Origin of the sequence: Kitasatospora sp. CB01950, assembly GCF_001905465.1 — a bacterium.
Lineage (GTDB): Bacteria > Actinomycetota > Actinomycetes > Streptomycetales > Streptomycetaceae > Kitasatospora.
On record NZ_LISX01000009.1, the window covers coordinates 213130 to 234741 of the forward strand.

A 21612-nucleotide genomic window follows, 5' to 3' on the forward strand; every position below is an offset into this window, starting at 1 on the left:
CTGGCCCCAGGCCGGTCGCGCACCACCCTACGCCGCCGCCCCGCCGCCCCGGTCCGGGACGGCGAGACTGTGGCAGAACCACGACATGGCGACCGTTTCGGACCGCCCGGATCAGGCCATGCCGGCCTCGCGCATCTGGCGCAGCTCGCGCTTGAGCTCCTTGACCTCGTCGCGCAGCCGGGCCGCCACCTCGAACTGCAGCTCGGCGGCGGCGGTGTGCATGCGATCGGTCATGTCCTGGATCAGCTGGGCGAGTTCGGCCGCGGGCAGGCTCTTGGCGGGCTTCCGGTCGATGCCCAGCGACGGCACCGCGGCCTTGCCCTTGCCCTGCTGCCGGTACCCGGTGGCGAGCAGCTCCTCGGTGTCGACGTCCTCGCCGGCCATGGTGGAGAGCAGGTCGCCGATCTTCTTCCGCAGCGGCTGCGGGTCGATCCCGTGCTCCTCGTTGTACGCCTGCTGGACGACGCGCCGGCGGTTGGTCTCGGAGATCGCCAGGTCCATCGCCGGGGTGATCTTGTCGGCGTACATGTGCACCTGGCCGGAGACGTTTCGCGCGGCACGGCCGATGGTCTGGATCAGCGAGGTGCCGGAGCGCAGGAAGCCCTCCTTGTCGGCGTCCAGGATCGCCACCAGCGACACCTCGGGCAGGTCCAGGCCCTCGCGGAGCAGGTTGATGCCGACCAGCACGTCGTACTCGCCGGCCCGCAGTTCGCGCAGCAGCTCGATCCGGCGCAGCGTGTCGACGTCGCTGTGCAGGTAGCGGACCCGGATGTCCAGGCCGAGGAAGTAGTCGGTGAGGTCCTCGGCCATCTTCTTGGTGAGCGTGGTGACCAGGACGCGCTCGTTCTTCTCCACCCGCTGCCGGATCTCGTGCACCAGGTCGTCGATCTGGCCCTCGGTCGGCTTGACGATCACCTCGGGGTCGATCAGGCCGGTCGGGCGGATGATCTGCTCGACCTGCCCGTCGCCGCGCGCCATTTCGTACTTGCCGGGGGTGGCCGACAGGTAGACGGTCTGGTCGATCCGCTCCTGGAACTCCTCCCACTTCAGCGGCCGGTTGTCCATCGCCGAGGGCAGCCGGAACCCGTGCTCGACCAGCGTGCGCTTGCGCGAGGCGTCGCCCTCGTACATCGCGCCGATCTGCGGGACCGTCACGTGCGACTCGTCGATGACCAGCAGGAAGTCCTCGGGGAAGTAGTCGAGCAGCGTGTTCGGCGGCGAGCCCGGCTCGCGGCCGTCGAAGTGCATCGAGTAGTTCTCCACGCCCGAGCAGGTGCCGATCTGGCGGAGCATCTCGATGTCGTAGGTGGTGCGCATCCGCAGCCGCTGGGCCTCCAGCAGCTTGCCCTGCTTCTCCATCCGGGCGAGGGTCTGCTCCAGCTCGGTCTCGATGTCGCGGACCGCCCGCTCCATCCGCTCCGGGCCGGCCACGTAGTGCGAGGCGGGGAAGACGTGCACCGAGTCGTCCTGGCTGATCACCTCGCCGGTCAGCGGGTGCAGCGTGTACAGCGCCTCGATCTCGTCGCCGAACATCTCGATCCGGACGGCGAGTTCCTCGTACACCGGGAAGATCTCGATGGTGTCGCCGCGCACCCGGAAGGTGCCGCGGCTGAACGCCAGGTCGTTGCGGGTGTACTGGATGTCCACGAAGCGGCGCAGCAGGGCGTCCCGGTCGACCTCCTCGCCAACCTTCAGCCGCACCATCCGGTCGACGTACTCCTGCGGCGTGCCGAGGCCGTAGATGCACGACACCGACGCCACCACCACGACGTCCCGCCGGGTGAGCAGGCTGTTGGTGGCGGAGTGCCGCAGCCGCTCGACCTCCTCGTTGATCGAGGAGTCCTTCTCGATGTAGGTGTCCGTCTGCGGGACGTACGCCTCGGGCTGGTAGTAGTCGTAGTACGAGACGAAGTACTCGACGGCGTTGTTCGGCAGCAGCTCGCGGAACTCGTTCGCCAGCTGCGCGGCCAGCGTCTTGTTCGGCGCCATCACCAGGGTGGGGCGCTGGAGCTTCTCGATCATCCACGCGGTGGTGGCGGACTTGCCGGTGCCGGTCGCGCCGAGCAGGACGACGTCCTTCTCCCCGGCGCGGATCCGGCGTTCCAGCTCGGCGATGGCCGCCGGCTGGTCACCATTGGGCTGGAAGGGGCTGACGACCTCGAAAGGCGCCACGGACCGCTCGATACTCGTGATGGGACGCACCACTCCACGGTACGACCGGCCACCGACAGTCCGGACTACTTGGCGGAGTCCCGGGCCAGCGCGACCAGCCGGGAGACCGCCCGCAGGTACTTCTTCCGGTAGCCGCCGCGCAGCATCTCCTCGGTGAACACCTGGTCGAACGGCACACCGGACGCGGTGATCGGCAGCTCCCGGTCGTACATCCGGTCCGCCAGCACCACCAGCCGCAGCGCGGTCGCCTGGTCGTCGACCTGCCGCACCCCGCGCAGGAACACCGCGCCGACCTCGTCCAGCAGCGCGCCGTAGCGGCTCGGGTGCACCTCCTTCAGGTGCTCCAGCAGCACGTCGAAGTCGTCCAGCGAGGCGTTCGGGGTCTGCTCGGCCCGCGCGGTCACCTCGGCGTCGGTGTACGGCGGCGGCGCGGCCGGCAGACCGCGGTGGCGGTAGTCCTGGCCGTCGATCCGCACCGGGCGGAAGTGCCCGGACAGGCCCTGGATCTCCCGCATGAAGTCCGCGGCGGCGAACCGGCCCTCACCGAGCTTCTCCGGCAGCGTGTTCGACGTCGCACAGAGCTTGACGCCGTTCTCCACCAGCCGGCTCAGCAGCGTCGACACCAGCACGGTGTCGCCCGGGTCGTCCAGCTCGAACTCGTCGATGCACAGCAACCGGTGCGAGCTCAGCGTCCTCACCGCACCCTGGAACGTCAACGCGCCGACCAGGTTGGTCAGTTCGACGAAGGTGCCGAATGCCTTCGGCCCCGGCACCGCATGCCACAACGAGGCCAGCAGATGCGTTTTTCCTACGCCGTACCCGCCGTCCAGGTAGATCCCCGCCGGCCCGCTCGGCACCGGCGCGGACCGCCGGAACCACCCGCGCTTCGCCGGCTCCGCACCCGCGTTCAGGCTCGCCGCGAAACCCTCCAGGATCTGCACGGCCTCGTACTGGCTCGGCTGCGAGGAATCCGGCAGATAACTGCCGAAACTCACACCGGTGAACCGCGGCGGCGGCACCATCTCGGCCACCAGCCGCTCGGCCGGAACCACCGGCCGCCGAGAGGCGAGGGCTGTCACGGTACGGATTTCGGACTCCGAGGCAGGTGCAGACACAGACGATAAGCGTACAGGTGGGCGCGAAACGGGGGACGCGGGCGCTGGTGGGCGCGAAACGCCGGCGACGCACCACCCCTGGATTCGCGCCCGCCCGCTCGCGCCCGCCCGCCGGCGCCCTGCCTGCAAAACTTGAGCCATGGAGCAACTGATCGGCAACACCCCCGGCACCCCCGACACCCTGGAGTGGCTGGCCCAGGCGTACGCGTACCCCTCGGACACACCCTGGCTGCGGGCGAACATGGTGTCCTCGCTGGACGGCGCCGCGCGGTTGGACGGCCTCTCGGACGGCCTGTCCAGCGAAGCGGACAAGCGGATCTTCGGCGTGCTGCGGGCGCTGTGCGACGTGGTGCTGGTGGGGGCCGAGACGGTGCGGGCGGAGGGGTACCGGCCGGGTCGTGCGCGGGCGGAGTTCGCCGAGCGGCGGCGGGCCGCAGGCCAGTTGCCCGCGCCGGTGATCGCGATGGTGTCGCGGAGCCTCGACCTGGACCTGTCCGCCCCGCTGTTCACGTCCCCGCTGGTGCCGACGGCGGTGATCACCGTCTCGGACGCCCCGGCCGAGAAGCTGGCCCGGACCGCCGAGGTCGCCGACGTGATCACCGCAGGAACGGGCTCGGTGGACCTCCCCCGGGCGGTGGCGGCGCTCACGGAGCGTGGTTGGCGCCGGCAGCTCACGGAGGGCGGTCCCCGCTTGCTCGGACAGCTCGCGGCGGACGGCCTGCTGGACGAGTTGTGCCTCTCGGTGGCCCCTCTGGTCACGGGCGGTGATTCACCGAGGATCGTGAACGGCCCGCACATCGCGGACGTCCGGCGGATGCGGCTGGTGTCATTGATCGAGGAGAAAGGTTTCCTCTTCACCCGCTATCTGCGGTCGACCGATCCGGACCGCTCGCCGAGCGACCCCGCCCTCACCTGAGCCACTTCCTGACCGATGTGGACCACGTGTTCCATGTGGCGCGTGTGCAGCGTGAGGAATCCTTCCTCCGGGCACTATGAAGGAGGGGCTGTGGAGCCGGACCCGGGGGCCCGTACCAGCGAAGGGACTCGCGTGTTCAAGACCGTACTGATGATCGAAAAGGCACTCTCCGACGCCGACGTGGAACTGGTCACCACGCTCCACGGCGAGGAGAAGGTGTCCTTCGTCGTCCTGATGCAACCGCGCGGCAAGCAGGACGAACTGCTGCGCGCCCTGGACGATGTGGCCCTCGGCCATCTCGACCAGGCGGTGCACGAGCACGACGAGGCCGCCGGCGACGAACCGACCCTGGCCGGGGAGTCCCTGGAACACAGCCTGCGCCACCTGCGCCGCTCCGGTGCGGAGGCGGTCGGCGAGGTGGTCGAGCAGCAGCCGCTGGTGCGTCTGCGCGAGGTGGTCGAGGAGTTCCGGGCCGACGAGGTGCTGGTGCTGACCTCGCCGCACTTCGTCGAGGAGTTCTTCCACCGCGACTGGGCCTCCCGCGCCCGGCACGAGGTCGGCGTCCCCGTCCTCAAGCTGTTCGCCAGCGACTCCTGACCGCCCTCCCGATTAGGGCAGAATCGTCCCGTGGCACCGCCCTGCAAGCGGGCCGCGGGACGCCCCATTCCGACCTCGCCTGTACGGAGCAGCCTTGAACGACGCCGCGCACGACCTGCACGCCCCGCACTTCATCGGCATCGGCGGCGCCGGCATGTCCGGCCTGGCGAAGATCCTCGCGGTGCGCGGCGCCACCGTCTCGGGCAGCGACGCCAAGGAGTCGGAGACCGTGCGGGCGCTGCGCGAGCTGGGCGCGACGGTGTACGTCGGCCACGCGGCCGAGCACCTGCCGGCCGGGACGAGCAGCGTGGTGGTCTCCAGCGCGATCCGCGCCGACAACCCGGAGCTGGTCGCTGCGCAGGAGCGCGGCGTCCCGGTGGTGCACCGTTCGGACGCGCTGGCCGCGCTGATGGGCGGCCGTCGGGCGCTCGCGGTGGCGGGCACGCACGGCAAGACCACCACCACCTCGATGCTGGCGGTCAGCCTGGGCGAACTGGGTCTGGAGCCGTCGTACGCGATCGGCGGCGACCTGGACCTGCCGGGGTCGAACGCGCACCACGGCGCGGGCGAGATCTTCGTCGCGGAGGCGGACGAGAGCGACCGCAGCTTCCACAAGTACGCGCCCGAGGTGGCGATCGTCCTCAACGTGGAGCTGGACCACCACGCCAACTACGCGTCGATGGAGGAGATCTACGAATCCTTCGAGACCTTCGTCGGCCGGATCGTCCCCGGCGGCACCCTGGTGGTGTCGGCCGACCACGAGGGCGCCCGGGAGCTGACCCGCCGGGTCGCCGGGCGCGAGGGCCTGAACGTGGTGACGGTCGGCGCGGCCGAGGACGCGGACGTGCGGGTGCTGTCGGTGGCGGCGCGCGGCATGACCAGCGAGGTGACGGTCGAACTGGGCGGCGAGCAGCTGGCGTTCACCGTCTCGGTGCCGGGCCGGCACTACGCGCACAACGCGGTGGCGGCGCTGGCCGCGGGCGTCGCGCTGGGCGTTCCGGCGGACGGGCTGGCGAAGGCGCTGGGCGCGTACACCGGCGTGAAGCGGCGGCTGCAGCTGAAGGGCGAGGCGCGCGGCGTGCAGGTGATCGACTCGTACGCGCACCACCCGACCGAGATGGCCGCCGACCTGGAGGCGATCCGCGAGGCCGCGGGCGAGGCCCGGGTGCTGGTGGTGTTCCAGCCGCACCTGTTCTCCCGCACCCAGCAGCTGGCCGAGGAGATGGGCCAGGCGCTGGCGCTGGCGGACGGCTCGGTGGTGCTGGACATCTACCCGGCCCGCGAGGACCCGATCCCGGGCGTCACCGCCGAGCTGATCATCGACGCGGCCCGCCGGGCCGGTGCGGACGTCCGCGCCGAGCACGAGTTCGCCGCCGCGCCCGCCGTGCTGGCCGCCCTGGCCCGGCCCGGTGACCTGGTGCTGACCATGGGCGCGGGCGACGTCACCAACCTGGGCCCGGAAATTCTGGCCGCCCTGGCGGACGTTGCACCTGCTGTCTGAGTCGAACGGCGAGCCCTGGAGAGTGTCGTGAGCTACGAGGTCGAGAAGTCCGACGCCGAGTGGCGCGCCGAGCTGAGCCCCGAGGAGTACCACGTGCTCCGCGAGGCCGGCACCGAGCGCCCGTTCGTCGGCGAGTACACCGACACCAGGACGGTCGGCGTGTACAGCTGCCGGGCATGCGGGGCGGAGCTGTTCAGCAGCGAGACGAAGTTCGATTCGCACTGCGGCTGGCCGTCGTACTACGCGCCGCTGGCCGGGGACTCGGTGGAGTACCTGGAGGACAGCACGCTCGGGATGCGCCGGGTCGAGGTGCGGTGCAAGAGCTGCGGCAGCCACCTCGGGCATGTGTTCGAGGGCGAGGGCTACGGCACGCCGACCGACCAGCGGTACTGCATCAACTCGATCTCGCTGCGGCTGAAGCCCGCCGAGTAGGGCGCGACCACGCCCGCCCCGTGGAAGACTGGTCGCTCTCGATCGGTCTGGACGTGGGTGGGGCGGGCGTGGCGCGGCGGCGGTCTTCCGGGGTGTGGTCGGTACTGGCGGAGGCGCAGCGTGAGCAGCACCGCCGCGTGGAGGCGCAGCGGAAGGCGGCGGCCGCGCAGCAGCGCGACCACGAGCGCGCGCAGCGCGAGGCGCAGCGGGCAGCGGCCCGGGGCGAACGTGAGGCGCTGAAGGCGTACCAGCAGCAGCGGGACGCGGACGCGGCCCGCCGGACGGCCGAACTGGACGACCGGGTGGCCGAGTTGCGCGGCGTGCTGGCGGCGGGCCTGGCCGGGCCCGGGTTCTCGCTGGCGGAGCAGAGCCGGGGCGGACAGGGCGCGATTCCGCCGTTCGACCCGGGTCCGCTCGGTACGCCGGTGCCGATGCCCGATCAGAACTGGTACCTGGTGCCGCCGTTGACGGGCGCGCAGGCGTACAACCCGGCGGCCCGCCGCCAGTGGGAGGAGCAGGCCGCGCACGCGCGGGCCCGGTTCGAGTACGACTGGCAGGCGGCGTGGGCGGCCGAGCAGCAGCGGCAGCGTCAACTCGCCGACTACCGCACCCAGTACGACGCGTGGGCGACCGAGCGGCACCGGTTGCTGGCCGGGCAGAGCACCCAGGCGGGCCGGCTCGAAGCGCGGCTGCGGGCGGGCGAGGCGGCGGCGGTCGCCGAGTACTTCGAGGCGGTGATCGACTGGCGGGAGGACTGGCCGGACGACTTCCCCACCGACGGCGAGACCTCCTGGGACGCCGACACCCGCCGCCTGGTGGTGCGGTGGGAGCTGCCCCCGTTCGACGTGGTGCCCTCCGTCGGCCGGTACCGGTACGTCCGCTCCGACGACCGCGAGGACGAGGTGGCGCGACCGGCCACCCAGCGCAAGGAGATCTACCGCGAGGTGCTCGCGCAGTGCGCGCTGCGGGTGCTGGCGGAGGTGTTCCGGGCCGACACCGGCGGGCTGATCTCCTCGGTCGGCCTGAACGGCGTCGTGGTGGCCCCGGACCCGGCGACCGGCCAGGAGGGCGACCGCTGCCTGCTGGCCGTCGAGGTCGACCGGGAGACCTTCGCCGGACTGGCGCTGGACCGGGTCGCCCCACTGGACTGCCTGCTGGAGGCGCTCGGCGGACGACTCTCCGCCCGTCCCGAGAAGGCCGACACGGTGGCCGCGATCCCGGCCGCCGCGACCTCCGCCGTCGACGGCGACGAGCCGGACCTGTTCGCGATGGACCCGATCGAGTTCGAGAAGCTGATCGCCGAACTGTTCCGCCGCCGCGGCTTCCGCACCAGCACCACCGCCCGCAGCGGGGACGAGGGCGTCGACGTCCTCGCCGAGGACCCGGACCCGATCACCGGCGGCAAGATCGTCATCCAGGCCAAGCGCTACCGGCACACCGTCTCCCCCAGTGCCGTCCGCGACCTGGAGTCCACCATGCGCCGCCAGGGCGCCAACCGCGGCATCCTGGTCACCACCTCGGGCTTCGGCCCCGGCTCCCGCAAGCACGCCGCGGGCCAGCCGCTCACCCTGGTGGACGGCCCGATGCTGCTCACCCTGCTCCGCGAGCACGGCCTCCCGGGGCGGCTCGGCCCCGCCGAGATCCCGGCGCAGCGCGCCGAGGAGCCGGCCGCCGTCGAGTTGGCGCCCGGCCAGAACACCGTGCTGCCCGACGGCGAGGTGCGGGTGCGCTTCCGGGCCGGCGGCGCGGACGCCGACCTGACGCTGCTGCTGCTCGACACCGGCGGCAAGGTCCGGGCCGACGAGGACTTCGTCTTCTACCACCAGCCGACCGCCGAGAACGGCGCCGTCACCCTGGAGCCGGGCGACGGCAGCGCGACCGTCCGCACGGCGCGGCTGCCGGCCGCGATCCACCGGGTCGCGATCTCGGTCAACCTCGACGCCGACACCGACGCCACCTGCGCCGACCTGGTGGACCCGACCGTGGAACTCGCCTCCGGCCCCGCCCGCTGGCTCTTCCGCCCGCCCACCGACCCGGCCATCTCCGCCATGCTGGTCGCCGAGCTCTACCGCCACCCCGCCGACGGCTGGAAACTCCGCGCCGTCGGCCAGGGCTGGTCCGACGGCCTCGCGGGCCTGGCTCGCGACCACGGCGTCGAGGTGGAGTGACCCGGGGGCGCGGGCACAGGTTTCGCGCCCCTACAGCGTCCGGCTGTGTTTCCACTCCTCCGCGCAGACCCGGTACCCGAACCAGTCGTTGATCGCGAGCATCGGCGCGTTGTCCCCGTCGTTGTTGGTGTACGCGGCCGCCAGCCCCCGCTCCTGGGCGCGCCGAAGCGCATGGGCCTTGGCGAGCTTGGCCAGCCCGCGCCCGCGGTGCGTGGAGCGGGTCGCGGTGAAGCCCGACCAGTAGTTGCGTCCGTCGGTCTGGGCCGCCGAGAACGCGACGGCCTCGCCGCCGTCGAGCACCACCGACGTCAAGGCGTGGTCCTGGTCGGGCCGTTGCCAGATCTCGGCGAGCCAGCCCTCGTAGGACTGGTCCTCCAGGGCGAGGTCGCCGGGTTCGGCGCGGGTGCCGTCGATGTCGACCAGGTAGATCGGGTAGGGGTCGTCCAGGAAGTCGGCGGCGGTGCGCAGTTCGATGCCGGCCGGGGTGGGCGGCAGCGGCGGGAGCGGGACGGTGAGGTCGCGGCCGGCGAACTGGGCGCGGCGGCCGCGGCGGTAGCCGCGCGCGGCGGCGAAGCCGAGGGCTTCGGGGGTGCCGTCCGCCCAGCCGTGGACGTCGCGGACGTCGAGCGCGGCGAGTTCGCGTTCGGCGGCGGCGAGCAGCGCGGTGGCGATGCCCGCGCCGCGGTGCTCGGGCAGCACGCTGACGTTCAGGAAGCCCTGGTGGGGGGTGGTGCTCTCGGTGACCGGGCCGAACCTCGCGGAGCCGACGACCTGCCCGCCGCGTTCGGCGACCAGCAGGTGGTAGTGCGGAAGGCCGACGAGCCAGTTGGTCACCTCGGGCGTGATGACCAGGTGCGGTCGGCCGGCCCGGTAGGCCTCGGTGGCCCCGGCGGCGTCCTCGGGGGCGAACGGGCGGATGTGGTACGGCATCGAAGTCATAGGCATGTCACGTTAGTCAGTCGTTCGCCTGCGCGCCGCTGAATTTCCCCCACCTGCGGGCCGTGGTGTTCAGTGGGCGGGAAAGCTCAAGTTCAGCTCTGAGTTTCCGGTGTCCCGCTTGGCAAGGGGCCCGACCGGATACACCCTCGGCGAGGGGGACCGAGGCCGTCGAAAGGCCCGGCGGGAAGGGGTGGAATATGTCGTCGCACGGAATTCCGCGGCTGGGCACGGGTCTTGGCTGGCGCCCCGAGATCGACACCGCCGTCGAGCGGCTGCCCGGGCTGGACTGGGTGGAGGTGGTCGCGGAGAACGTCTGCGCCGATCATCTGCCGCCGTCGCTGGTGGCGTTGCGGGCCCGGGGCGTCACCGTCGTCCCGCACGGTGTCTCGCTGGGTCTCGGGGATGCCGCGGAGCCCGCTCCGGCGCGCGTCGCCCGGCTGGCGTCGGTCGCCGAGGCGCTGGGTTCGCCGCTGGTCAGCGAGCATCTGGCGTTCGTCCGGGCGGGCGGTCTGGAGGCCGGTCACCTGCTGCCGGTGCCGCGGACCCGGGAGGCGCTGCGGGTGGTGGCGGCCAATGTGCGGATCGCCCAGCAGGAGCTGCCGGTGCCGCTGGCGCTGGAGAACATCGCCGCCCATCTCGCGTGGCCGGGCGACGAGTTGACGGAGGCGCAGTTCCTCGCCGAGCTCGTCGAGCGCACCGGCGTGCACCTGCTGGTGGACGTCGCCAACCTGCACACCAACCGGGTCAACCTGGGCATCGACCCGGCCGCCGAACTCGACCGGCTGCCGCTGGACGCGCTCGCCTACGTGCACGTCGCGGGCGGGGTGGAGCGCGACGGCGTCTGGCACGACACCCACACCCACCCCGTCACCGCGCCCGTGCTGGAGGTGCTCGCCGCGCTGTGCGAACGCACCGACCCGCCCGGGGTGCTGCTGGAGCGGGACGGCGCCTACCCGCCGCCCGCCGAACTGTCCGCCGAACTCGACGCCATCCGCCGGGTCCACCGCACGGCCCGTGCCCATCGGGAGGAGCCCGACCTTGTCCGAACGGGACGAATACCTGATCCGTGACCGCGCCGACGCCGAACTCGCCCTGGCCCGCCGCCACTTGGCAGCACGCCAGGAAGAGCTGCTGACCGCACTGGTGGCCGGCGGCCCCGCGCCGGCCGGCTTCGACCCGGCGCAACTGCGCATCCAGGCCGAAGGCCTGCTCGCCAAGCGCCGCGAGACCGTCGGCCATCTGATGCCCGAACTTCCCGAGCTGCTCGGCGCGGACTTCGCGCCGCTGTTCCGCCGCTACGCCACCGACCGACCGCTCACCGGCGGCTACCGGGCCGACGCCCGCGCCTTCGCCGACTGGGCACTGGACGCCGCGCCCACCGCGCCGTGGCACCCGGCACTGCACCGCCTGCTCCACCCGACGGCCCGCCGCTGGGCCCGCCTGCTGCCGCGCCGCACCGCCCGGGCGCACGGGTAGCCGCCGCACCGCCGCCATCCCGCACCACCGCACGAAAGGACATCGGGGGAATGTGGAACACCCAGTTCGTCGTGGCCCTGGCCCTGGTCGCGTCGGCCGTGGCCGTCGCCACGGTCTTCAACCGGCGCTGCCGCCGGGTCACCGAACCGAAAGGCCTGCCCGGACGCAGCATGCTGCTGCTGGAGGCCGCGTACCTGGCCGGCGGCCCGGCCCGGGCGGTGGACACCGCGCTGGTCCGGATGGAGCGCGAGGGCCGGGTGGTGATCTCCCGGGCCCACCGGGTGACGGTCACCGACAGCGAGCCGCGCGACGCCGTCGAGTCCGTGCTGATCACCGCGGTCGGCGGCCGCACCGGGCGGGACCTGTCCGTGCTGCGCACCTCCGTGGTGGGCAGCCGGGACGTGCAGCGGATCGGCGACCCGCTGGCCGCCCGCGGCCTGCTGCGCCGGCCCACCGCGATCAGGGCGGCCTGGCGGGCCCGCCGGCTGGTGGTGCTCGCGCTGGTGGTCACCCTGGCGCTGGGCACGGCCGCCACCCTCCAGTGGCTGTCCGGGCCGGCGCGGGACCAGAGCGCTCCGCCGTTCTTCCCGTTCGGCGCGCTGGCCATGATCGCCGCGCTGTACCTGGTGATCGGGCGGCCGCCGAAGGCGCCGATCACGCCCGCCGGGCTGCGCCAGCTGGGACTGGTTCGCGGCAGCAGCCCGTGGCGTCCGCGCGACGTGAGCGGGGAGCACGCCGTGCTGGTCGGCGCGTTCGCCCTGGACGGGGCCGCCGCGCTGACCGACGAGGAGCACCTGCTGCGCGAGGCGTTCGGCGGCGCCGTGGCCCGGCCGGTCCGGCTGACGAAGGCGGGCCGCCGGTCCGTCAGCAGCTTGGCCGGCGGGTCGGCGGCCGCGGGCAACGCGTGGTGCGGGGCCGCCTCCTACGCCTGCGGCTCGTCCTCGAACCACTCGGGCGGGCATTCGGGCGGCGGCCACTCCGGCGGCGGGCACTCGCACTCGTGCGGCTCGTCCTCCGGCGGGGATTCGGGCGGGCATTCGGGCGGCCACTCCTGCGGCGGCTCCTCGCACTCGTGCGGTTCGTCCAGCTCGTGCGGGTCGTCCGGTTCGAGCTGCGGGGGCGGCGGGGGCTGCGGTTCCTGAACGAATCCTGTGTCACAGTTCGGTATCGCGGCAGGTGGATCAGTTCCGTTTGCCGCGCACACGGGACTAGAACAAACACCATGTGGGTGCTGCTGCTGATCCCGACCTGTGCCGCCGCGGTGCTGTCCTGTCTGCGCCTGGTCCGGGTCGCCGCGATCGCCGACGCGCTCGTCGAGCACCTGCCGGCCGCCGACCGGGCCGCGGGGATCGGCCTGTACGAGACCGCGTACCTGGCAGGCGGCCCGGCCCGGGTGGTCGATCTGGCGCTGGTCCGGATGGCCGGGCTGGGTCGGCTGCACCTGGCGCACACCGGGTGGACGACGGTGGTCGACCCGCTCGGCCGGGGCCGGCTGGAGCGGGCGCTGATCACCGCGATCGGCCCCGAAGGCCAGTGCCGCACCGCCCAGTTGAAGGCCGCACTGGCCACCCACCCGACCGTCCGGGACATCGGCGACCGGCTCGCCGTGGCCGGGCTGGCGACGCCCGCGGCGGTCCGGGACCGGGCCCGCCGGGCGGTCGGGCACGTGCGGTACGCGCTGCTCACGGCCGTCGCGATGCTGCTGGTCACGGTGGTGCTGAACGCCGACGGCCGGTCCGCCCGGACGGCCGTCGCCTGGTACGCCCTGCCGCTGGTGCTGACCGGCGGCACCCTGCTGATGGCCCGGGTCGACGTGCACGCCTACACCGCGTGGGCCGCCCCGGCCGGCCAGCACCTGCTGCGCGCACTGCGCCGCCCGCACCTCTGCCGGGCCGGCGCCGCCGACGACCTGCTCACGGCGGTCGCGATGCGCGGCCCCGAGGCCGTCCAGGACCCGCGCCTGCGGGCCGCGCTGATCCACCGTTAGACCCGGCCCGCCGGGAGCCGACCGGGCCCACTTCCGACGCCTCACCAGCGCGCCGTACACGAAGGACCGTTGGCCGCTCGCAGACTGCTCGGCATGATTCGATTCCGCACCGCCACCGCGGCGGTCTTCGCCCTGTCCCTGGCCGGCCTGCTCGCCCCCGGCCCGGCCCCGGCGGCGCACGCCGTCGAGCAGCCCCGCCTCGCCCGGGCCTCGCAGTCGCACGAGTACCTGACGCCCGCCGAGCAGCAGGTCGACACCTTCTTCTCCAAGTACCGCGACGCCGTCCTGGCCGGGTCGCCCGACTCGGCCAGGATGGTCCGCGACGAGTACCTGACCGACGACCTGAACGCCCGGCTCGACCAGTGGGCCGAGGACCACGGCGCCGACCCGGTCTTCCGGGCGCAGAACGTGCCGACCAGCTGGAACGTCACCCAGGGCGACAGCGGCGCCGGACACACCACGGTGCTGCTCACCGAGCAGTGGGACGACGGCTCCACCATCCCGGTCGACTACCGGCTGCGGCTGCCCGACCTGGTCATCGACGACCTGCAGAACGCCCCCGTCTGATCCCCCGACCGCGCCCCGACACGCAGACAGCCGCCGCCGTGCCTTCGCACGGCGGCGGCTGTCGGTGTGTCGGCTCAGAACAGTCCGGCGACCAGGTCGCCGACCGACTTGCGGCGGCCGGTGAAGAACGGCACCTCCTCGCGCACGTGCAGCCGCGCGCGGGACGGGCGCAGGTCGCGCATCAGGTCGACGATCCGGTGCAGCTCGTCGGCCTCGAAGGCCAGCAGCCACTCGTAGTCGCCGAGCGCGAACGAGGCGACGGTGTTGGCGCGCACGTCCGGGTAGCCGCGGGCCATCTGCCCGTGCTCGGACAGCATCGCCCGGCGCTCCTCGTCGGGGAGCAGGTACCACTCGTAGGAGCGGACGAACGGGTAGACGCACACGTACTCGCGCGCATGCTCGTCGGCGAGGAACGCCGGGATGTGCGACTTGTTGAACTCGGCGGGGCGGTGCAGCGCCATGTTCGACCAGACCGGCTCCATGCGGCGGCCCAGCTCGGTGCGGCGGAAGCGGTTGTACGCCTCCTGCAGGTCGTCCGAGTTCTCGGCGTGCCACCAGATCATCAGGTCGGCGTCGGCGCGCAGACCGGACACGTCGTAGGTGCCGCGGATGGTGACGTCCTTGGCGGAGAGCTGCTCGAAGAGGGCGTCCACCTCGGCGACCAGGGCGGAACGGTCCTCGGGGAGGCCGTCCTTCAGCTTGAACACCGACCACATGGTGTAGCGGATGACCTGGTTGAGGTCGCGGGCCTTCTTCTTCACGGGCTGCTCAGTGCTTTCGGTCATGAGCCCATTGTCCCTTCTGTGCGGGTGGTTCCGATGACGGGGTGCACCTCGGCGGCCCGGCGGGCGCCGGCGACGACGGCGGGGATGCCGACGCCGTCGTAGGCGGCGCCGCAGACGGCGATCGCGCCGAGCTCGTCCAGCCGGGCGCGGATCCGGGCGACCCGGTCCAGGTGGCCGACCGGGTACTGCGGCAGACCGTCGGTCCAGCGGGTGACGGCGTGGTCGTACGGGGTGGCGGTCAGGCCGACGGCGGTGTGCAGGTCGGCCAGCGAGCGGGCGACCAGTTCGACGTCGTCCAGCTGCAGCGCGGCGGCCTCGCGGTGCCGGCCGAGCGAGGTACGCAGCAGAAAGGCGTCGGGCGCGGAGCGTTCCAGCCAGCCCCACTTGTTGCTGGAGAAGGTGGACGCCTTGATGTTGCGGCGGTCCACCGGCGGCACCAGGAAGCCGCTGCCGGTGAGCGGGCTGTCCGCCAGGTCGGCGCGCCGGAAGGCCAGCGTGACCAGCGCCATCGAGGCGTACTCGATCTCCCGCAGCTCGGCCGCGGCGGCGGGCGCGTCGGCGGCGAGCAGCGCGGCGGCGTGCGGCGCGGGGACGGCCAGCACCACGGCGTCGGCGTGCAACTGCCGCCCGGCGGTGGTGATCTGCCAGCCGTCGGGGGTGCGGCGCAGCGCCTCGACGGGGTGGTCGGTGAGCAGTTCCGCGCCGTGCGCGCGGTCGTGGGCGGCGATCGCCTCGGGGAAGGTGCCGAGACCGCCGCGCAGGCCCTGGAAGACCGGGCCGGCGGCGGTGGCGGCGGCAGCGCGTTCCCGGACGGCCTCGGTCAGCGAGCCGCCGCGCCGGGCGAGCGCCAGCAGCTGCGGGACGGCGGCGCGGATCGAGATCTCGTCGGCGTGCCCGGCGTACACGCCGCCGAGCAGCGGCTCGACCAGCCGGTCGACCACCTCGCGGCCGAGCCGGGCGGCGATGTAGCCGCCGATCGCGGCGTCCTCGCCGATCGCGGCGGGCTGCTCGTTCGCGGCCCGCTCCAGGCCCTCGGGGGTGAGCACGCCGGACGCCTTCAGCGCGTCCAGGTCGCCGGGCACGCCCATCAGTTGGCCGCCGGGCATCGGACGCAGGCCCTCGCGGGTCCAGATCGACGCCTTGGCGGTGGTGGGCGGCTCCAGCCGCTCGCCGAGGCCGACCTTCCGGGCCAGCTCGACGGCCTCGGGGCGGCGGGCCAGCATCGATTCCGCGCCGAGGTCGACCCGGACGCCGCCGACCTCCCCGCCGCGCAGTTTGCCGCCGAAGCGGTCGGACGCCTCCAGCACGGTGACCCGCACCGGCCGGTCACTGAGGAAGGCGGCCGCGGCCAGGCCCGCGATGCCGCCACCGATCACCACGACGTGAGGTTTCGCCATGTCCCGAAGTCTTCCAGCCCTTATCCCGGATCCCGCACCGGCCCACGCGGGGGGCCGAGACCGCCACGAGGCCGAGGCGTGATCCGTCCGGTACCGCCGAGGCGGGTCCGATCCGCGGGCCCGCGCGTCACAGTGCCGAAGGGGGCGGGCGAGCGGCCCGCCCCGCCACACGGGGAGGAACACAGGATGCGAGTGCGGGTGCGCAGCGCGGGGGCGGCCGGCGCCCTGGCGGCGGTGCTGCTGCTGGCCGGGTGCAGTGCGAGCGGCGGCAGCGCCGCGTCTGTGGGCAAGGCCGACAACGGGGTGCCGGCGGTCGCGCCGGCCGACGCCAAGGCGGCGGGCGCAGTGGGGGCGGGTGGCGCAGCAGGAACGGGCGGCGCGGGGGCGGGCGGTGCGACCGCACCGGCGTCGGCCGGTCCGTCCGGGCAGCCGACGAATCGACAGATCGCCTACCAGGCCCGGATGACCGTCAAGGTGGGCGACCTGGAACCGGCCCGCGACAAGGCCGTCGACGTGGCCCTGAAGGCGGGCGGCTACGTCGGCAGCGAGAGCCGCCGCGGCGCGGGCGACGGCGCGCAGGCCACGCTGACGCTGAAGGTGCCCGCCGATGCGTACCAGGGCGTCCTGGAGGCGCTCGGCGGCCTCGGACAGCGACTCGCCCTCACCAGCCAGGCCGACGACCTGACCGGGCAGATCGCCGACGTCGACAGCCGCGTCAAGTCGATGCGGGCCAGCGTGGACCGGGTCCGGGCGCTGATGACGGACGCCAAGTCGCTCAGCGAAGTGGTGTCCCTGGAAAGCGAGTTGACCCGCCGCGAGTCCGACCTGGAGGCGCTCGAACGCCAGCAGCAGGAGCTGTCCTCGCGCACCTCCCTCTCCACCGTCACCCTCGACCTGATGACCGACGACCGGCGCCCCACCGGCGCGGTCGTCAAGCACAAGGACGACGGCTTCTGGGCCTCCGTCGCCAACGCCCTCGCCGGCGGCTGGCACGCCCTGCTGACCGTCCTGCGCGTCCTCCTCACCGTCCTGGCCGCCGGCGCGCCGTTCCTCCTCGTCCTGGCCCCCCTCGCCTGGCTCCTCCACCGCCACCGCCGCACCCACCCCCGCCACCGTCCCACCCCCACCGGCCCCGGCTTCCCCTCCCCGCCCCAGCACCCCCCGACCACCACCCCGGAGGACTGACCCCCGAGGGCCCGGCCACACGACCCCACCCCCGGCCGGGCCCACGCAGTGCAGCCGCAGGCAACGGAGGACGGCACCGTGAACGGCCGGGGCCCGCAGCGGCCAGGCCCGCGCCAGAGTCCCGGCCGTAGCGCGATCAGCCCGCGCAGCGTGGCCACAGGCAAGGGAACCCAGCCGCCACCCCGGCGCAGCACCGTGAACGGCCGAGGCCCGCGCAGCGTGGCCGCACTGGCCAGGCCCGCGCCGCGCGACCGGTCGGCGGGTCCACAGCACCACAGCCACCTCGCCCCCGGGCCCACCCGACAACACACCGCCACAGCCCACCGCCCCGCGCAGCGTGACCGCAGCACCGAGCCCGCATCTCAACGCCCACGCCCGCTCGGCACCGCGCTGCCCCCACGTCGCCCCGTCGCTCAGCGCAGCGCCGTGACCGGCCGGGCCCGTACCGCGAAGGCCGCGGCCGTGCTCGCGCACGGGACGGCGATCGCCGTACACAGCAGGGCCGTTGCGCCCAGGGCGCCCCACGGGACGACGAGCGGTCCGGTGGTGCCGAGCAGGCGCAGGGCGGTCTGCATGGCGGCGAGCCCGGCGGCCGTGACGAGGGTGCCGAGCAGGGCGCCCGTCACGACCACAGTGAAGGTCTCGGTGGCGACCAGGCGGACTGCCTGGGCGCGGGTGGCGCCGGCGAGGCGGAGTTGGGCGAGTTCGCGGCGGCGGTCCGCGGTGGTGGTGAGGGCGGCGTGGGCGAGGGCGATCGCGGTGTAGAGCAGGGCGAGGCCGAGGACGCCCGCGATCCGCCGGAGGCGTTTCGGGTCGTCGGTCGGGTAGTACGCGGCGAGCCATTCGGCGCGGGTGGCGAGCGTCGCGCCGTGTGCGTGGGCGACGGCCCGCAGGCGGTCCTCGGTCCCGGTGCCGGTGCCGGTGCCGGTGCCGGGGGCGGGGGCGGTCGTCAGGTCGATCCGGTCGGTGTGCGCGCCGGGGGCGTTGCGCGGAGTGAGGTAGACGGGGTTGTCGCCGGTGCCGTCGCGCAGGACGGCGGCGACCCGCAGGGTGCGGCGGGTGCCGTCGGCGAGCACCACCGGCACGCGGTCGCCGACGGCCGGGTGCCCCCACTCCTCGGCGAGCACCAGGCTGTCGTCGTCGAGCGCGGTGACGGAGCCGTCCGCCACCGGGAGCCGGGTGAGGGCGGTCAGCGCGCCGGGGTCGGCGACGGCCTGGGCCTCGGTGCGCACGGCGGTGCCGTCCGGCTCGACGACGGACAGCCCGGCGGTGGCGGTCGCCGACACCACCGCGCCGGGCAGGGCGTCGCGCAGCGCGGCGGCCAGTGCGTCGCCGTCGCCGTCCCGGGGCGTCAGCACCTGCTCGGCTGCGGTGCGTTCGCGGGCTTCGGCGGCGCGGGCGGCGGCGACGGTCGCGGGGGCCCCGGTCAGCGAGCCGGCGAGGGCGACGGACAGCAGGACGGGCGCGGTGATCGCCCCGGTCCGGCGCACGCCGGTGAGCGCGCCGCCGCGCACCAGCCGTCCCGTCACCCGGCCGCGGCGGGCGGTGAGCAGGCGCAGCAGCGGCCGGGCCAGGGCGGGGGCGAGCAGGGCGGCGGCGGTGATCAGCACCATCGGCTGGAGGGTGTACGTCTTGCGGTGCAGCAGCTCGGCGGGGTCGCCGATCAGCGCGGTGCCGGTGAGCACGGCGGAGGTGCCGAGCAGGGCGAGGCCGCACAGCCACCGGCCGGGGGTCATCACCCGGGTGTCGACGTCGGCTTCGCGCAGCGCCTCCAGCGGACGGACCCGGCCGGCCCGCCGGGCAGCGACCGCGACGGCGGTGACGGCGACCAGCGGGCCGGTGCAGAACGCGGTGACCAGCGGCCAGGCGGGCGTGCCGATCCGGAAGCCCGCGGGGGCGAGGTCGGCGGCGGTCAGCAGCCGGGCGAACAGCGGAACACCGCCCCGGGCCAGCGCGGCGCCGGCCGAGGCGGCGAGCAGTCCGAGCAGCGCGGCCTCGCCGAGCACGCTGCGCCGCACCTGGCCGCGGGTGGCGCCGGCCAGCCGGAGCAGGCCGAGTTCGCGTCGTCGCCGGGCGACGGCGTACGCGTAGGTGGAGGCCACCACGAACCCGGCGGTGAACACGGCGACCCCGCAGCCGGTCCCGAGCTGCGCGATCAGCGCCGTCCGCTCGTCGCCGGGCGGCAGTGCGGTGCTCGCGACGAGGCCGAGCAGGGTGGTGGCCATCAGCGCGACGCCGAGGGCGAGGGCGGTGAAGGGGGCGAGCAGGGCGGGCCCGCCGGCCCGCAGTGAGCGGGTGGCGAGCCTGAGCATTCCGGTCGTCATGCTCCGTCAGCCAACCCTTCCGGGCCCGCGGGCACAGCCACGCCAGCCCCACCCCGAAAGGTAGAGCCCGCTCCACCGCGCCGCCCCGGGGCCGGGCCCTATGGTGTCGCGGACCGGCGACGACGAGGGGGCACCGGATGGCGACGGACTGCTGGCAGGCGCTGCGCCGGCCGGGCTTTCTGCGGACGGCGTGGCCGTGGCGCTCGGTGGCGTACCTGCTGGTGAGCGGGGTGTCGGGGCTGCTGCTGTGCGTGCTGCTGCTGGTCTGGACGGTGGCCGGCGCGGCGCTGTCGCTGCTGCTGGTGGGCCTGCCGCTGGTGCTGGCGCTGCCGCTGGCGGGGCTGCCGTTCGGGGCGTGGGAGCGGCGGCTGCTGCGGCTGATGGGCGCGCCGCCGGCCGATCCGCACCGGCTTCCGGACGCCCCGGGCGTCCGGTCGTGGCTGCGCACCCGCCTCGCGGAGGGGGCGACCTGGCGGGAGTCGGGCAGCGCGGTGCTGTCGGCGTTCCTGCTGTGGCCGCTGGACCTGCTGGCGGTGGCGGGCACGCTGGTGCCGGTCGCCCTGCTGGCCACGCCGCTGCTGCTGGCGTGGGACGGCGAGCAGGTGAACGTGCTGAAGGTGGCGCAGGTGGACTCCCCCGGCCCGGCGTGGGCGCTGGCGGCGGCGGGCGCGGTGCTGCTGCCCGCCGCCGGGTACCCGCTGACGGCGCTGGCGGGCGCCCGGGCGGCGCTGGTGCGGATGCTGACGGGTGCTCAGGAGCGGGTCGGCGAGCTGGTGCGTTCGCGGGCCCGGCTGGTGGACGCCTTCGAGGCGGAGCGCCGCCGGATCGAACGCGACCTGCACGACGGCGCGCAGCAGCGGCTGGTGGCGCTGTCGATGGCGCTCGGCCTGGCCCGGCTGGACGCCCCGCCGGACGGCCCGCTGCGGGAGCGGCTGGCAGCGGCGCACGCCGAGGCGGACCGGGCGCTCGCGGAGCTGCGCGAGCTGATCCACGGCATCCACCCGCGGGTGCTGGCCGACCGCGGACTGCCGGACGCCTGCGCGGATCTGGCGGACCGTTCGCCGCTCCCGGTGGACGTGGACGTCGCCCTGCCGGGCCGACTGCCGGCGGCGGTGGAGTCCGCGGGCTGGTTCGCGGTGTGCGAGGCGCTGACGAACGCGGCCCGGCACAGCGGTGCGTCCCGGGCCCGGGTGGCGGGCCGCCGCGAGGGCGGGCTGCTGGTGCTGGAGGTCTCCGACGACGGCCGGGGCGGCGCGGACCCGTCCCGGGGCACGGGGTTGACGGGCTTGGCGGACCGGGTCGCGGTGGTGGACGGCAGACTGTCCGTCAGCAGCCCGCCCGGCGGGCCGACCCTGCTGCGTGTGGAGATCCCGTGCCCCCTGCTGCCCGACGTCCGCTCCGCCTAGTGCTCGCCGAGGACTCCGTCCTGCTGCGGGAGGGCCTGGTGGGCCTGCTGGAACGTTTCGGCCACACCGTGTCCGCGGCCGTCGGTGACGCCCCGTCGCTGCTGGCGGCGGTCGCCGAGCACCGGCCCGACCTGGTGGTCACCGACGTCCGGATGCCGCCGGGCCTGGCCGAGGAGGGCCTGCGCGCGGCGATCGCGCTGCGCACCGAACGGCCGGGGCTGCCGGTGCTGGTGCTCAGCCAGTACGTGCAGCGCTCGTACGCGGCGGAGCTGCTGGCGGGCGGCGACGGCTCGGGCGTGGGCTACCTGCTGAAGGACCGGGTCGGCCACGTCGAGGAGTTCCTGGAAGCGCTGCACACGGTGGCGTCCGGCGGCACCGTGGTGGACCCGGAGGTGGTGCGCCGGCTGCTGGCCCGCCGCCGGGACCCGCTGGAGCGGCTGACGCCCCGGGAGCGGGAGGTACTGGAGCTGATGGCCCGGGGCTGCTCGAACGCGGAGATCTGCCGCCGACTGGTGGTGTCGGAGGCGGCGGTGGCCAAGCACATCGGCAACATCCTGCTGAAGCTCGACCTGCCGCCCGCCGAGGACACCCACCGCCGGGTCCTGGCGGTGCTGGCGTTCCTCGGCGGCGACGAACGGGCCTGAG

At 74.3% G+C, this 21612-nt stretch carries 17 protein-coding genes and 1 pseudogene; 12 read left to right on the forward strand and 6 right to left on the reverse strand.

Annotated elements, in window-relative coordinates; all coding sequences use genetic code 11:
• Window positions 1-111: 111 nt before the first annotated feature.
• Both uvrB and zapE read right to left on the reverse strand, forming a co-directional pair.
• Complete coding sequence (uvrB, locus tag AMK19_RS23190) at window positions 112-2202, reverse strand: excinuclease ABC subunit UvrB (protein WP_073814893.1); 2091 nt, start codon at window positions 2200-2202, stop codon at window positions 112-114.
• Window positions 2203-2237: 35 nt separating this feature from the next.
• Window positions 2238-3287 (reverse strand): cell division protein ZapE, encoded by a 1050-nt coding sequence (gene zapE, locus AMK19_RS23195; RefSeq protein ID WP_073814896.1) that lies wholly within the window; start codon window positions 3285-3287, stop codon window positions 2238-2240.
• Between the two features lie 139 nt (window positions 3288-3426).
• Here zapE and AMK19_RS23200 point away from each other — a divergent pair, with 139 nt between their 5' ends.
• The 5 genes from AMK19_RS23200 (at window position 3427) to AMK19_RS23220 (ending at window position 8901) form a co-directional block, all read left to right on the forward strand.
• On the forward strand, window positions 3427-4203 hold the full coding sequence (locus tag AMK19_RS23200) for a pyrimidine reductase family protein (protein WP_073814899.1): 777 nt from the start codon (window positions 3427-3429) through the stop codon (window positions 4201-4203).
• 132 nt (window positions 4204-4335) lie between these two features.
• Window positions 4336-4800 carry an indole-3-glycerol phosphate synthase gene (locus AMK19_RS23205; RefSeq protein ID WP_143200346.1) on the forward strand — a complete coding sequence of 155 codons (465 nt, stop codon included), beginning with the start codon at window positions 4336-4338 and terminating at the stop codon, window positions 4798-4800.
• Between the two features lie 94 nt (window positions 4801-4894).
• A complete protein-coding gene (gene murC / locus AMK19_RS23210; protein WP_073814900.1) occupies window positions 4895-6301 on the forward strand; it encodes a UDP-N-acetylmuramate--L-alanine ligase in 1407 nt (468 codons plus the stop codon).
• A 27-nt stretch (window positions 6302-6328) separates the two neighbouring features.
• Window positions 6329-6733, forward strand: coding sequence for a peptide-methionine (R)-S-oxide reductase MsrB (gene msrB, locus AMK19_RS23215; RefSeq protein ID WP_073814902.1), 405 nt, complete (start codon window positions 6329-6331; stop codon window positions 6731-6733).
• A gap of 20 nt (window positions 6734-6753) precedes the next feature.
• Window positions 6754-8901 carry a restriction endonuclease gene (locus AMK19_RS23220; RefSeq protein ID WP_143200347.1) on the forward strand — a complete coding sequence of 716 codons (2148 nt, stop codon included), beginning with the start codon at window positions 6754-6756 and terminating at the stop codon, window positions 8899-8901.
• A 30-nt stretch (window positions 8902-8931) separates the two neighbouring features.
• On the opposite strand, the gene AMK19_RS23225 is transcribed toward AMK19_RS23220, so the two are convergent.
• A complete protein-coding gene (locus tag AMK19_RS23225; RefSeq protein WP_241844530.1) occupies window positions 8932-9846 on the reverse strand; it encodes a GNAT family N-acetyltransferase in 915 nt (304 codons plus the stop codon).
• Window positions 9847-10037: 191 nt separating this feature from the next.
• On the opposite strand from AMK19_RS23225, the pseudogene AMK19_RS35370 reads away from it, so the two are divergent.
• The 4 genes and pseudogenes from AMK19_RS35370 (at window position 10038) to AMK19_RS23250 (ending at window position 13870) form a co-directional block, all read left to right on the forward strand.
• Window positions 10038-11316 (forward strand): annotated as a pseudogene (locus AMK19_RS35370) (DUF692 domain-containing protein).
• Window positions 11317-11366: 50 nt separating this feature from the next.
• Window positions 11367-12458, forward strand: a complete 1092-nt coding sequence (locus AMK19_RS23240; RefSeq protein WP_073814906.1) for a TIGR04222 domain-containing membrane protein — start codon at window positions 11367-11369, stop codon at window positions 12456-12458.
• A gap of 80 nt (window positions 12459-12538) precedes the next feature.
• Window positions 12539-13303: a TIGR04222 domain-containing membrane protein gene (locus AMK19_RS23245; RefSeq protein WP_073814907.1), complete on the forward strand. Its 765-nt coding sequence runs from the start codon at window positions 12539-12541 to the stop codon at window positions 13301-13303.
• A 93-nt stretch (window positions 13304-13396) separates the two neighbouring features.
• A complete protein-coding gene (locus AMK19_RS23250; RefSeq protein WP_073814909.1) occupies window positions 13397-13870 on the forward strand; it encodes a hypothetical protein in 474 nt (157 codons plus the stop codon).
• Window positions 13871-13944: 74 nt separating this feature from the next.
• On the opposite strand, the gene hemQ is transcribed toward AMK19_RS23250, so the two are convergent.
• Both hemQ and hemG read right to left on the reverse strand, forming a co-directional pair.
• Window positions 13945-14655: a hydrogen peroxide-dependent heme synthase gene (hemQ, locus tag AMK19_RS23255; protein ID WP_073814911.1), complete on the reverse strand. Its 711-nt coding sequence runs from the start codon at window positions 14653-14655 to the stop codon at window positions 13945-13947.
• Entirely contained in the window at window positions 14652-16052 is a 1401-nt protein-coding gene (hemG, locus tag AMK19_RS23260) for a protoporphyrinogen oxidase (protein ID WP_073814912.1), read from the reverse strand. The genes hemQ and hemG overlap by 4 nt, the downstream gene beginning before the upstream one ends.
• 186 nt (window positions 16053-16238) lie before the next feature.
• On the opposite strand from hemG, the gene AMK19_RS23265 reads away from it, so the two are divergent.
• Window positions 16239-17237, forward strand: a complete 999-nt coding sequence (locus tag AMK19_RS23265) for a DUF4349 domain-containing protein (protein WP_073814914.1) — start codon at window positions 16239-16241, stop codon at window positions 17235-17237.
• Between the two features lie 413 nt (window positions 17238-17650).
• On the opposite strand, the gene AMK19_RS23270 is transcribed toward AMK19_RS23265, so the two are convergent.
• Complete coding sequence (locus AMK19_RS23270; protein ID WP_083647242.1) at window positions 17651-19561, reverse strand: ABC transporter permease; 1911 nt, start codon at window positions 19559-19561, stop codon at window positions 17651-17653.
• 137 nt (window positions 19562-19698) lie between these two features.
• Between AMK19_RS23270 and AMK19_RS37405 the strand changes: the two genes are divergently transcribed.
• Both AMK19_RS37405 and AMK19_RS37410 read left to right on the forward strand, forming a co-directional pair.
• On the forward strand, window positions 19699-20967 hold the full coding sequence (locus tag AMK19_RS37405; RefSeq protein ID WP_073814918.1) for a sensor histidine kinase: 1269 nt from the start codon (window positions 19699-19701) through the stop codon (window positions 20965-20967).
• Window positions 20967-21611: a response regulator transcription factor gene (locus AMK19_RS37410; RefSeq protein ID WP_073814920.1), complete on the forward strand. Its 645-nt coding sequence runs from the start codon at window positions 20967-20969 to the stop codon at window positions 21609-21611. Before AMK19_RS37405 ends, AMK19_RS37410 begins: the two co-directional genes overlap by 1 nt.
• Window position 21612: the final 1 nt, after the last annotated feature.